Source organism: Butyribacter sp. (genome assembly GCF_056818865.1).
The window spans coordinates 67831-81463 of the sequence record NZ_DBLYGC010000009.1 but is presented as its reverse complement, the minus strand read 5'-3'; the positions used below and the strand labels follow the sequence as shown (position 1 = coordinate 81463).

Annotated in this window: 15 protein-coding genes; 9 read left to right on the top strand and 6 right to left on the bottom strand. The window is 37.3% G+C overall.

Translation table 11 applies throughout. The features are described 5' to 3' along the window. Window positions 1–39: 39 nt before the first annotated feature. From ACZLXV_RS05750 to speB (ACZLXV_RS05725), 6 genes are all read right to left on the bottom strand, one after another. Window positions 40–1335, bottom strand: coding sequence for an AAA-type ATPase lid domain-containing protein (locus ACZLXV_RS05750; protein WP_482382779.1), 1296 nt, complete (start codon window positions 1333–1335; stop codon window positions 40–42). A gap of 49 nt (window positions 1336–1384) precedes the next feature. Further along, window positions 1385–2161 (bottom strand): amino acid ABC transporter ATP-binding protein, encoded by a 777-nt coding sequence (locus tag ACZLXV_RS05745; protein ID WP_022223736.1) that lies wholly within the window; start codon window positions 2159–2161, stop codon window positions 1385–1387. A 19-nt stretch (window positions 2162–2180) separates the two neighbouring features. Next, window positions 2181–2840, bottom strand: a complete 660-nt coding sequence (locus tag ACZLXV_RS05740; protein WP_367335293.1) for an amino acid ABC transporter permease — start codon at window positions 2838–2840, stop codon at window positions 2181–2183. 14 nt (window positions 2841–2854) lie between these two features. Next, a complete protein-coding gene (locus ACZLXV_RS05735; RefSeq protein ID WP_482382778.1) occupies window positions 2855–3520 on the bottom strand; it encodes an amino acid ABC transporter permease in 666 nt (221 codons plus the stop codon). A 106-nt stretch (window positions 3521–3626) separates the two neighbouring features. Further along, window positions 3627–4514, bottom strand: coding sequence for a transporter substrate-binding domain-containing protein (locus tag ACZLXV_RS05730; RefSeq protein WP_482382777.1), 888 nt, complete (start codon window positions 4512–4514; stop codon window positions 3627–3629). A gap of 144 nt (window positions 4515–4658) precedes the next feature. Further along, window positions 4659–5612 carry an agmatinase gene (gene speB, locus ACZLXV_RS05725; protein WP_022223740.1) on the bottom strand — a complete coding sequence of 318 codons (954 nt, stop codon included), beginning with the start codon at window positions 5610–5612 and terminating at the stop codon, window positions 4659–4661. A 386-nt stretch (window positions 5613–5998) separates the two neighbouring features. On the opposite strand from speB (ACZLXV_RS05725), the gene speB (ACZLXV_RS05720) reads away from it, so the two are divergent. The 9 genes from speB (ACZLXV_RS05720) (at window position 5999) to ACZLXV_RS05680 (ending at window position 13507) form a co-directional block, all read left to right on the top strand. Then, window positions 5999–6958 (top strand): agmatinase, encoded by a 960-nt coding sequence (gene speB / locus ACZLXV_RS05720; RefSeq protein ID WP_022223741.1) that lies wholly within the window; start codon window positions 5999–6001, stop codon window positions 6956–6958. Window positions 6959–7016: 58 nt separating this feature from the next. Further along, window positions 7017–7319, top strand: a complete 303-nt coding sequence (gene ureA / locus ACZLXV_RS05715) for an urease subunit gamma (RefSeq protein WP_022223742.1) — start codon at window positions 7017–7019, stop codon at window positions 7317–7319. Window positions 7320–7381: 62 nt separating this feature from the next. Beyond that, window positions 7382–7735: an urease subunit beta gene (gene ureB / locus ACZLXV_RS05710; RefSeq protein ID WP_022223743.1), complete on the top strand. Its 354-nt coding sequence runs from the start codon at window positions 7382–7384 to the stop codon at window positions 7733–7735. Between the two features lies 1 nt (window position 7736). Further along, window positions 7737–9458 (top strand): urease subunit beta, encoded by a 1722-nt coding sequence (ureB, locus tag ACZLXV_RS05705; protein WP_482382776.1) that lies wholly within the window; start codon window positions 7737–7739, stop codon window positions 9456–9458. 22 nt (window positions 9459–9480) lie between these two features. Beyond that, window positions 9481–9957, top strand: coding sequence for an urease accessory protein UreE (locus ACZLXV_RS05700; protein ID WP_022223745.1), 477 nt, complete (start codon window positions 9481–9483; stop codon window positions 9955–9957). Window positions 9958–10030: 73 nt separating this feature from the next. Further along, on the top strand, window positions 10031–10723 hold the full coding sequence (locus tag ACZLXV_RS05695; RefSeq protein WP_022223746.1) for an urease accessory protein UreF: 693 nt from the start codon (window positions 10031–10033) through the stop codon (window positions 10721–10723). A gap of 23 nt (window positions 10724–10746) precedes the next feature. Continuing rightward, entirely contained in the window at window positions 10747–11343 is a 597-nt protein-coding gene (gene ureG, locus ACZLXV_RS05690; protein WP_022223747.1) for an urease accessory protein UreG, read from the top strand. Window positions 11344–11402: 59 nt separating this feature from the next. Continuing rightward, a complete protein-coding gene (locus tag ACZLXV_RS05685; RefSeq protein ID WP_482382775.1) occupies window positions 11403–12209 on the top strand; it encodes an urease accessory protein UreD in 807 nt (268 codons plus the stop codon). Between the two features lie 206 nt (window positions 12210–12415). Next, on the top strand, window positions 12416–13507 hold the full coding sequence (locus ACZLXV_RS05680; RefSeq protein ID WP_022223749.1) for a C40 family peptidase: 1092 nt from the start codon (window positions 12416–12418) through the stop codon (window positions 13505–13507). The last annotated feature ends 126 nt before the right edge of the window (window positions 13508–13633 follow it).

Sequence of the window (13633 nt, the reverse complement as noted above, 5' to 3'; positions counted from 1 at the left end):
TTATTGTCAATCATCAATATTTGCAAAAGCAAAAATCCTTTATCTTTCAGTCACATATTTTCCGATTTTTCTAACCGCAGACGCCTGACTTATTCCCAACTTTTTTGCAACTTCAACCGTCGTATGATATTTTTCGTATGCACGACAAATAATTCCCTTTTCATAAAGTTCCATCATATCTTTCAGACATGTGTCCTCAAGAAACAATTGTGCGGATTTTTCCGTCATTTTCTCTGGCAGATTGTAAACCTCAATAATATTTTCTTCTGCCGTTAATACCAGTCTTTCTATTGTGTATCTTATCTCTATTATATTTTCTTTCCATTCATAATTAAGCAGACAGTTTAATGCCTTTGGCGAAAAATCAATTTTTCTTCCATATTTCTTATTATAATGTTCAAGGTAATATTCAATAAAAGCCTGCAAATCCTCAGGTCTTTCATTTATTGGGAGGACCTCAACCTGATAACTTTTATAATAATAATAAAACTCATCAGTTATTTTCTGATTATCCTTTAATTCTTCAAGTGAATATTCCGACAGACCAATACAAAGCTTATCTTCCGTTTTGAGTTTTGCAACAAGCTTTTTCTGCAATTTGGGCGACAAAACTTCCACATCTCCCAAAATTATTGCCCTGTAACCGATAAAGTCAAGTATTCCTCCTTTTTCACTATCTCCAAAAAGTTCAATTTCAAGATTTTCTTCGGATATGAGCTTACAATTATATTCATACACCGCACCGTCCTGCTCGTAAGCCATACGGCACAAATATCCTTTGCCGCATCCGGTCGGGCCATGCACAAATGCAGGGACATTCTGTTTAGAGAAAATTTTTAAAATTCTCAAAGCACTCGTAATATTTTTACTGTTACTAATCATTGTGGCAAGAGAATTTTCTCCTTTTGTAAGACGTTTTATCTCATTTATGAGATCGCTGTTTTCCTTTTTCAATTTTTCAAAATGAAGTTCCAGTTCTTCTGAATTTGAAATTTCCCATGAAGAAAAACATATTATCATATCAAGATTTCCATTATTGTCAAAAATAGGTATTCCTGTCACAAAAACTTCTTTATTTTGAAGATTTTTCTGAGTGGTAGTGACTTTCTTTCCGCTTTCAAGTACAAGCTGAGTTACACATGGTTTAAAAAGTTCCAAAACCGACGGATTATTGGCGTACATCCCTTTAATCCTTTCTGCCATTTCACCTTTACCTGCAAATTCCTTGAACGCTTTCCCAAGGTAGACAAACCGTCCTTTTCCATCTGCAATCGTTACACTTGGATGAATACTTTCAAGAATCCTCCCGATATATTCATATCTTTCCTCACCCATAAGATCTCACCTCACTTTGCAGCCTGTCTTATAAATGTAAATTATAAAATTATACATTTAAAATTTTTGAGAAAAACTGTTTTGCCCTGTCTGACTTTGGATTTTTAAATACTTCTTCCGGTGTTCCATCTTCAATAACATAGCCGCCATCCATAAATATAACTCTGTTAGCTACTTCCGCAGCAAATCCCATCTCATGTGTTACGACAAGCATAGTCATTCCATCTTTTGCAAGATTTTTCATTACAGACAAAACCTCTCCTACATACTCAGGATCAAGTGCCGATGTCGGCTCGTCAAATAAAATCAAATCAGGTTCCATTGCAAGTGTTCGGACAATTGCAACACGCTGCTGCTGTCCTCCTGAAAGCTGTCCCGGATATGCATCTTTTTTAGCCAGCATACCAACCTTATCAAGCAGCTTTTCTGCTGTCTTTACCGCATCCTCTTTTTTTACTTTTTTAATCTGCACAGGCCCTTCTATTACATTTTCAAGAACCGTCTTATGAGGCCAGAGATTAAACTGCTGAAATACCATTCCGACATTTTTTCTTATCTCTCTCGCAGCCTTTTCGTTTTTCTTTTTCATCCCTGCCTTGCTCTCACCATATAAAGAATGACCGTATATCTCAATCTCTCCGTCAGTAAGATGTTCCAGATAATTAAGACACCTTAAAAAGGTACTTTTTCCTGAACCCGAAGGACCGACAATACTTATAACCTCTCCCTCATGTATATCAAGGTCAATTTTCTTTAAAACTTCTATCTCTCCGTATTTTTTTGCCAGACTTTTTACCGACATTACTACTTTTCCTTTTTCGCCCATAATAATCCCTCCTAGTAATTTATATGCTTCTTCTCTTATAACTCTTTTCAATCTTTTTAGACGACAATTCTATAACCAGATTTAATGCCCAGTACAAAAGTCCTACACAAATGTAAACAATAAGCGGACTAAATGTAATTCCTATAGCCTCTTTTGTCATCATTGTCATTTCTGCAACTGTTATGATTGATAAAATAGATGAATCTTTCACCGTCTGCACAAGCTGACCTGTTATAGACGGAATTATTACCACGACTGTCTGAGGTAAAAGTATTCTAAGTAATGTTTTTGTTTTTGACATTCCTATTGCATATGCTGCTTCTGACTGTCCTTTTGGCAAAGACGACAATCCACTCTCAAGTATTACTGCCACATATGCTGCTGTATAAAATCCAAGTATCAAAGCACCTGTCCAAAATGCCGGTACATCGAAACCAATCATTGGCAGACCATAATACGCAAGATATACCTGAACCATAAACGGTGTATTTCTGAATATCTTGATATAAATTTCCGCAATCGCTTTAAGTAACACCATATCTGAAATTTTCATATATGCCACGACAGCTCCGATTATTATTGCCATGATTATCGCCAAAACCGATATTTGAATTGTGACCAGAATTCCCTGAAACAAAAGAGGAAATGCAATTTCTGCCACATGTAAAAATTCTCCCATTGCTTTGCCCTCCTTTATGCCTTTCTGATTCTGCGCTGCTGAAGTTTCACAAATTCTTCAAGTATTGTACAGACAATGAAATATATAATCGCAATTGTTACATAGAATGGTATTGCCTCGCCTGTCACCTTGACAAGTCTTTCTGCTGTTCTTGTAAGTTCTACGACAGAAAGAACAGAGAGCATCGGCGACACCTTGATTACGTTTATAAACTCACTTGTGAGCTGAGGTATGACAATTCTGAATACCTGCGGCAATATTATTCTTGTCCATATTTTTGCCTTTGGCATTCCTATTGCTTCTGCCGCTTCAATCTGCCCTTTCGGTATTGCCGAAAAACCACCGCGAAGTATCTCCGCCATAAATCCGCCACTGTTTAAGCTTAAAGCAATGACACCTGATGTATATGCTGACAAATTCAACCCAAGCATAGATAATGCCTGAAAGATAATATAAATCTGTACCAAAATCGGTGTTCCACGCACAAAACTTATGTACACCGCAACTATTTTTTGAATGATGCGGTTGAATAGAGAATCTCCTCCCATTCTAAGCACTGTCAATATCGTACCAATACAAACGGCTACGATAATCGCTTCCACCGACACCATCATGGTATATCCAAGACCTTTTAAAAAAAGTTCTTTGTAACCCATAACCATTTTTATTGATTCAGCCATAAAATTCCTCGTTTCTGAGCGAAATCCTGCGAGGGGATGTCATCAACCTATCTGCCTTCGCTCTGTAGCAAATAGCCCATGCCCGCATATACCCGTCTGCCTGTTACTATTTTTCTGGAATATAATCCTTATCAGGAAGTTCTACAGTCTGTCCAAACCATTTTTTCTGAAGTTTATCGAGTGTTCCGTCTTTCTTAAACTTCTTAATTTCACTATTAATATAATCTGAAAGTTCTGTATCTGATTTTCTTACAGCCCATGAAAGCCATGTATCGGTATCACTTACCATTGCCACATTGCCTTTTCCATCCTGAACAAGCTCATAATCATCCGGATTATTTTTTACAAGAGCTGCTGATGATGCATAGTTCTGTGCTACAATATCAAGCTTCCCATTCTTTAATTCCATATAAGCATCTGGAAAACCATCATATGTCTTTAAAGCCTTATATCCCTTTCCACCTTTTGATATAAGTTTTTTATTAAATGCCTTTGTATCTGTCTCGTTATAACATGATGTCTGTGTTCCCACGACTTTTCCTTCCATATCCTCAGGTGTCTTTATAGAATTGTCACCTTTTCTTTTAATAAATACATTTGTACCTTTTTGAATAGGCAATGTCATTGTATATTTATCTGCTCTCTCCTTTGTTATTCCAAGTGTTGCACCTACAACATCATATTTTTTAGCTTCAAGCCCTGCAAGAATCCCCTGAAATGGTACATCCATATAATCAAGTTCTACACCGAGGCCATTACAGATTTCCTTAAACAAATCCGCATTGTAACCGATGATGGTTTCACCGTCTTTGTCAAGGTACTCAAAAGGCTCATAAGCTGCTTCTGTCGCAACAATAAGCTTTCCGTTTTTCTTTATCTGTTCAATTGTAAGAGGTCCTTTGCTTGAAGAACCGCTTCCTCCACATCCCGTAAGACTTGTGATGACCATTGTTCCTGCAAGTACCGCCGCTAATAACTTTTTCAATTTTCTCATAAATGCCTCCGTTTCCGCATATTAAAATGCTTTGCTGCTGATTTTTTTGCTTTTATAGACGAAAAGAGACCAGTAAACCCGTCAGGGGTTTTACCAGCCTCTTTGCTGTTAATACATGTTTATTTTTAAATTCAAAACTGATTTTTATTTATTCTTATTTGCTTTCTGATAAGCAAGGATTGATAAAAATTCAAATATAAGGTTTGCACCCATGTATGCCGTAATCTCTGAATGGTCATATGGCGGTGCGACTTCTACAACATCAAATCCTACAAAGTTAAGGTCTTTTATACCTCTTATGTACTGAAGTGCTTCATATGAAGTAAATCCTCCGACTTCCGGTGTACCTGTTCCCGGTGCATAAGCCGGGTCAATAAAGTCTATATCGAATGTAAGGAACACTTTGTTGTCTCCAACTCTTTCCTTAATTGCATTTGCAAGATCTGCTGGTGTCATAGTATGTAATGTATCTCCCGGAATAACCTTAAACCCTAAATCTGCTGCAATCTTAAAATCATCAGGATCGTAAAGTGAACCTCTCATACCAATCTGAATTGATTTTGAAGGGTCAATAAGACCTTCTTCCATCGCTCTTCTAAAAGGTGTTCCGTGATTGTATTTCTGTCCAAATACAGTATCACAGAGATCAAGATGTGAATCAAAATGAACAAGTGAAACTTTTCCGTGTTTTTTCGCTATTGCACGAAGCTCTCCAAGTGTGATCGCATGGTCACCTCCGATACTAATCGGAACTGCTCCAGCATCCAAAACTCCTGTAAGTGTTTCTTCAATAGCCGCATAAGTTTCATGTATATAATCAGGAATAACAGGGACATCACCAAGATCTGCGCCTTTAAGTGTATCCATAATATTCACACCCATAGCCACATTATTTGGTTTAATCATGGCTGAAATATTTCTCACGCCGTTAGGACCAAATCTTGCTCCGGCTCTAAATGAAGCTGCCGTATCAAATGGAATACCTATAATTCCAAAATCAAGACCTTCTGCACTCTGTGCATGTGGAAGTCTCATAAAATTTCCCATATTGCAAAAACGTGGTGAACCTGATGCGCTAGGTGGCTGATAATTACTCATATTGCATACCTCTTTTCCGTCTGTTAAATCTCTTGTCTGTCATAGTTGCATTTTGTTCTCAGCTGATGAACCCCATTTTAGACAAAAAAATTCACTTGTCAAGTCAAAAAATAATTTTTTTATAACAAAATTTGTCTGCCTCTGCTTTATTATTCATTTTTGAATAGCGTTGAAATCAGTATAAAACAGGATTTTCCATTTTATAGTTTTGCAAAAAATAATTTTTATTCATTTTTGAATACGCCTTTACAAAACCGGCGTTTTGTATGTATAATAAATACAACAAAAACGAAGGCGTTTTTGAACATTTTGTTCAAGACGCCTTTTTCTTTTGTATAAAACAATAACAATAATAATAATTAACTGATTAGGAAAGGATGATTGATATGATTAGATACAAAGCAGCAGATTCACAGGAATCTCCAAGATTTTCCGGAATAAAAACATTTATGAGAATGGAATATATCAAAACAACAGAAGATGTTGATTTTGCTGTTGTGGGTATTCCTTTCGATACATGTGCATCATATAGAGTAGGTTCACGATTTGGACCAAGTGCGATTAGAGAAATTTCCTCTCTTACCAAACCGTATAATCCTGAACTTAATGTAAACATCTTTGATTATTGCAGTGGAATTGATTATGGCGATGTAAAAACAGTTCCGGGATATATAGAAGATTCATACGAAGCAATAACCTCCGATATGCTCACCTTATTTAAAAACAACATTGTTCCTATCGCAATGGGCGGTGATCACTCTGTCACGCTTCCTGAGCTTCGTGCCTGTTATCAGGCTAATGGCAAAGTAGCTCTTATTCATTTTGATTCCCATTATGATACATGGGATGAATACTTCGGAAAAAAATACAACCATGGAACCCCATTCAGGATTGCTGCAAATGAAGGCATTATTGACACTTCAAAGTCAATACAGGTGGGCATACGTGGCGGTCTTTATACTGAAGCCGATACAAAAATGAGTCCCGATCTCGGTTTTAAAGTCATAACTGCCACTCAATGCCATAAAATCGGCATGAATGAAATTGTTAGACAGATAAAAGAACGTGTCGGTGATTCTAAAGCATTTTTAACATTTGATATAGATTTTTTGGATCCGGCATTCGCTCCAGGAACAGGCACTCCTGAAATCGGTGGCTTTTCAACTGCACAGGCTCTTGAAATTGTGCGTGGTTTAAAAGACCTCAATATTGTAGGATATGATGTGGTAGAGGTAGCACCACAGTACGATGTTGGAAATATCACTTCCTTTGCAGCAGCAAATCTTATGACAGAATTTATGGCTCATCTTGCTTATAAGAAAAAAAACAAAATTTACTTTAAATAAGTATATTTAATATAGTAGGAAATCATTTACTTGAATTTACAGAGAGAGGAAAATAATAATGAGAATAACGCCAAAAGAAAGCGAAAAACTACTCTTACATCTTGCAGGTAATCTTGCAAAAGAAAGAAAAGAACGTGGTCTTAAACTAAACTATCCTGAAGCAGTAGCTTATATAAGTTCAGAACTTCTTGAACTTGCGAGAGACGGAAAGACCGTAACAGAACTTATGCACGAAGGCACAAAAATACTTACAAAAGATGATGTAATGGATGGAGTTGCAGACATGGTAACCGAAGTTCAGGTAGAAGCAACCTTTCCTGACGGCACAAAACTTGTAACCGTACACAACCCTATTCAGTAACTTTGCTTTATTAAAATTAAAGCAGAATGCCACACAAACATCTGCAAAAGGAGGCTTTACAAATGAGTTTAAATATGAAGATAGGCGAAATTATCTCTAACAATGATGAGATAGTTCTAAATTCATCAGGCAAAACCAAAGAAATAAATGTATCTAATACAGGTGACAGACCTATTCAGGTCGGCTCACATTTCCATTTTTTTGAGACAAATAAATTTCTTGATTTTCCAAGAAAAGAATCTTTCGGATACAGACTTGATATTCCGTCAGGTACTTCCGTAAGATTTGAGCCGGGTGAGACAAAAAGCGTACAGCTTGTTGAACTCGGCGGCAAAAAGCGGGTTTTTGGTTTAAATGACCTGACATGTGGTCAGACAAACAAAGCTGCAAAAATCAAATTAGGATTGGAGGATTAAAATGAGTTGTAAAATAACCGGGAAAAAATATGCCATGATGTACGGTCCTACTGTCGGTGACAAAGTAAGACTCGCCGATACAGACCTTATAATAGAAGTAGAAAAGGATTACACCTCTTATGGTGATGAAGTAAAATTTGGCGGCGGAAAAACAATCCGTGACGGAATGGGGCAGTCTGTCCGCACAACAAGTTCTGACGGTGATCTCGACCTCGTTATCACAAATGCCCTGATATTGGATTACACCGGTATCATTAAAGCAGACATCGGAATTAAAAACGGCAGAATCGCAGGTATAGGAAAAGCCGGCAACCCCGATATTATGACTGATGTAACACCCGGAATGACTATAGGTGCATCAACAGAAGCTCTCGCCGGAGAAAATCTTATCGTAACAGCAGGCGGAATTGACTCCCATATTCATTTTATAAGCCCTACTCAGATAGACTGTGCACTCTACAGTGGTGTGACAACCATGATTGGCGGTGGTACAGGTCCGGCAGACGGAACAAACGCAACAACCTGTACACCCGGTCCTTGGAACCTTGCAATGATGTTAAAAGCAGCCGAAGAATATCCTATGAATCTCGGATTTTTAGGAAAAGGTAACTGCTCGGACGAAAGACCGCTTGAAGAACAGATAAAAGCAGGCGCAATGGGATTGAAAATACATGAGGACTGGGGTGCAACTCCTGCGGTTATAAACCATTGTCTGAATGTTGCAGATGAATACGATGTTCCTGTCGCAATCCACACAGACACCTTAAATGAAGCCGGATGCGTTGAGGATACAATTGCCGCTATCGACGGAAGAACAATACATACATATCACACCGAAGGTGCCGGCGGCGGTCATGCTCCTGATATTATCAAGGCTGCTTCATTTTTAAATGTACTGCCTTCAAGTACAAATCCAACAATGCCATTTACCATTAACACTCTCGACGAACATATGGATATGCTTATGGTGTGTCATCACCTCGATAAAAACATTCCTGAGGATGTTGCATTTGCTGACTCCCGAATAAGACCTGAGACAATTGCAGCAGAAGATGTTCTTCACGACATGGGTATTTTCAGTATGATGAGTTCCGATTCACAGGCTATGGGACGTGTCGGTGAGGTCATCACAAGAACATGGCAGACAGCCCATAAAATGAAGATTCAAAGAGGTGCTCTTCCTGAGGACGAAGATCACGGCAATGACAATTTTAGAGCAAAAAGATATATTGCAAAATATACAATAAACCCGGCAATAACACATGGTATTTCCGAATATGTCGGTTCTGTAGAAAAAGGAAAATTCGCAGACCTTGTTCTTTGGAATCCGGCATTTTTCGGCAGCAAACCTGACATTATTATAAAAGGCGGCATGATAATTGCCTCAAAAATGGGTGATGCCAATGCCTCAATCCCTACAACCGAACCTATAATGTACCGGCATATGTTTGGCGCACATGGACTTGCTAAAAAGGCATCATGTATTACCTTTGTCTCAAAAGCGGCATATGAAGCAGATATAAAAGATGCTCTTGAATTAAATAAAGTAATTCTCCCGGTCAAAAACTGCCGAAGCATCACAAAGAAAAATATGGTATTTAATGACAAGACACCTTCAATCGATGTAGACCCTGAAACATATGAAGTAAAAGTTGACGACACTCCTGTGACATCAGAACCTGCTGATAAACTTCCGCTGACACAACTTTACAATCTTTTTTAAGATAAAGAAATGAGGTAGAAATATGCTCTGTGAAAAAATACTCGGAAACATAAATAACACCAATCATACTAAAGCTGTAGAAACAGTTGATTTTGAATGGCATGAAATATATAAAAAACTCCATAAAAAAATCACAAGCTCAGGTGAAGAAATCGGCATAAGACTGGACAATGACATCTTAAAAAAAGGACTTCGTGACGGTGATATTTTATATGAGGATGACAAGAAAACAGTTGTCGTAAATATTCTTCCATGCGAGACAATCATTATTGATGTCAGACCCGACCACTTAGCATCAGTTGCAAAAGTATGTTACGAAATAGGCAACCGTCATGCCACACTTTTACATGGCAAGGGAGACTTTCAATTTTTAACTCCATACACAGCGACTATGAAAGAAATGCTCGAAAAAATACACGGCACGACTGTACATGTTGACACTATTCACCTTGACTTTGACAAAAGCATCTCATCAACAGTAAACAACCACACTCATTAGAGTAAAAATAGTACAACGAAAATTAAATCTTTGATATACAAATCATTCGTTGTACTATCACAAAAGGAATGTTATGCATAATAAGAACGATTTTTTACTTCTGCAGATAAATGATGCATTATTTCCCATAGGCGGGTACTCACACTCCTATGGGCTTGAAACTTACATTCAGAAGGACATTATAAAAAACGCAGATGATGCAGCATTATATATAGAAGAAAAACTTTCAAATTCACTTTTTTACACGGAACTTTTATCCGTAAAACTTGCATATAAATATAGTCTTTCAGGCAATGTTGACAGGCTTAAAAGTCTCGAAGCCAAATTAAGGGCAGCAAAAACACCTAAAGAAATAAGGCTTGCTGCCCAAAAACTCGGTTCAAGATTTGTAAAAACGGTATCAGGCTGGCAGACCGATGATAAATCCACGGCAGATATATTTAATACTTATATTAAAGAAGTAAAACAGCCAAGCCATTCCGTTGCCTATGGCGTATTCTGTGCTTCTGCAGGTGTTGATAAAGCCAAAACTTTAGAAACATATCTGTATGCACAAACATCGGCGATGGTCACAAATTGCGTAAAAACAATTCCCCTGAGCCAGACACAGGGACAAAAAATTCTTTATGACTGTCATGAACTCTTTGAAACTCTTCTTGAAAAGCTTGAAAACACTTCAGAAGATATGCTTTGTCTGTCCTGTCCCGGATTTGACATAAGATGCATGCAGCATGAAAGATTATATTCCAGACTTTATATGTCTTAAAACAAACAAGGAGGTACATAAATATGTATACAAAAATCGGTATAGCCGGCCCTGTCGGATCGGGAAAAACAGCTCTTATCGAAGCACTGACAAGAAAACTTTCAAAAGAATACAGTATTGGCGTTATAACAAATGATATTTACACTAAAGAGGACGCTGAATTTTTATCTAAAAACAGTGTTCTGCCAAAAGAACGTATTATAGGTGTAGAAACAGGTGGCTGTCCGCACACCGCCATAAGGGAGGACGCCTCCATGAATCTTGAAGCTGTCGATGAACTTATCGACAAATTTCCTGACATAGAGCTTCTTTTTATAGAAAGCGGCGGTGACAATCTCTCCGCAACATTCAGCCCTGAACTTGTCGAAGCTACAATATTTGTAATAGATGTTGCCGAGGGCGATAAAATACCACGCAAAGGCGGCCCCGGAATCACCCGTTCCGACCTGCTTGTAATAAACAAAACCGATTTGGCTCCGATGGTTGGTGCCGACCTCGGTGTAATGGAACGTGACTCAAAAAAAATGCGTGGTGACAGACCTTTTATATTTACAAACATAAGAGGTGACGAAAATGTGGATACAGTTGTAGAATGGATTAAGGAAAATGTTCTTTTCTAATAATTTTTTTACTGCTGTATGAATATTTTCATATTCCATCAAAAGGAGATTTCGATATAATGCCTGACACAAATATAAACCGCTTTGGAAAAACCTCCACACTGAGACTCTCAGCCGCCTCAAAGGACGGTAAGACAATTATTGATGATGTGTATTTTACATCTCCATATAAAATACTTCCTCCTTTTTATAACGATAACAGTCAATTTGCGACAACCATGATAATTTCCGTATCTGCCGGACTTATGGAGGGCGACAGGCAGGAAGTTTTTATACATGCTAAAGAAAATGCAAACCTTTTATGCACATCACAGGCGTTTGAAAAAATTCACAAAATGAATAACGGCGAGGCCGGACGCACCATAAAACTCACAGTTGATAGCAATGCAACGCTTTGGTACGAGCTGCTTCCCGTCATTCCGTTTGCAGACTCCGCATTTACAAATCAAATTGACATATCATTAAATGACAATACATCCCGCTTTGCACTCACTGATATTATCAGTGCAGGACGAATAGCACACGGGGAGGCATTTAAATACAAATATTACAACTCGTTAATAAACGCTTATATCGGAGATGAACTTGTCTTTTTCGATAATACAAGATACTCTCCTCGCAAATCTGATTTAAACGGACTTGGCATGTTTGAAAAACATTCACATCTTGCCACCGTTCTTTTGCTGAATTTTCTCCTTACAGAACGGGAACAATCCTCAATATATGAAAAAATAAATGAAAATCCCGAAATGACAGGAGGCATTTCAGCAATTGAACACGGATTTATAATCAAAGTTCTCGGAAACAACGCACAGCAGCTCCAAAATGTTACAAGTCTTCTTAAACATATCTTAAACATACTTTAACAAAAAAGATGAAAATATCACAAAAAAACGTATAAATCTGTTAATCATTTTGTAATTTTTAATTAAATTGTATTGACAAATATATATCAAGTTGTTACAATAAAAATCGTGATGTAATATTTTTGTAACAAACTTAAATAATTCATTACAAATTCTTTTAACAAAAATACAATTTACTTATAAAACGAATAATTATGGAGGATAATATGTTTAAGGAAGGCTTGACAAAAAAAGCATTATCACTTGGAACAGCGTTGACAATGTCTGTTGCTTGCGTACTTTCATCGTTTAGTACACCTGCTGAGACTAAAGCGGCAACAATTCCGGGAATGATATATTTCGACGATCAGATTACAGATGATGACAATACTACAGATGTAGATGACAATACAGACGATACTGTAACAACAGGTTCAGCTATCAACTCAGCAATCAAAGTTACAACAAATTTCAGCAAACTCGGTATCGTTGTTAAAAAGAGTGGTTTTATCAATGTAAACAAAAAAGCGGGAAGAGGTACAGTCATTGGAAGGCTTTACAAAGGCTATAAAGTAAACATCATTGGTTCTACAAATAAAAGCTGGCTCAAAGTTAAATCAGGAAGAGTTTCAGGATATGTAAACAAAAAATATTTAGCAATCGGTACTGATGCGGCAAAAGTTGCAAATAAATATGGTACTGAATATGTAAAAGTTAATAAGTCAGCAAAGAAAATCTCATTAAAGAAATCAAAAAATTCAAGTGCAAAAACACTTACAAGCATTAAGACAGGAAAAAGCTACAAGTTAGTTAACTTATATAGTGATGGATGGGCAAAAGTTAAATCAGGAAACAAAACAGGTTATACTGATAAACTTTCAGCTATGACAGCTTACTACTCATTCAGCAACGCTCTCACACTTAACGGTGTCAGAGCAAGAAAATACGGTTCAAGCAAAGGATATAAAGCTTCCGTATATGCACAAAAATTTGTCGGAAATCGTTACGTATGGGGTGGCACAAGCCTTACTCGCGGAACTGACTGCTCAGGCTTTACAATGAGTGTTTACAAAAAGTTCGGATACAGAATTCCTAGAACTTCCCGTGAACAGTCAACATACGGAAAGAAAGTCAGCTTTTCGCATCTTGCACCCGGAGACCTTATCTTCTATACACACGGTACAGGTCGTGTAAACCATGTTGCAATGTATATCGGAAACGGTAATATTGTTCATGCAAGCAATCCAAAGACAGGTATCAAGATTTCAAAATACAATTATTCAAGACCTAAATGTGCAAGAAGAATTGCTTACAAATAATTTAAGATAATTAAAAGCCACTGAAAACAGTGGCTTTTTTAGTGCCATAAAAGTGCAAACGTCAAACTGTAAATAACTCTGACATCTGCACTTATTTTATTTGAAAAATTCAAAAACTTCTTGACA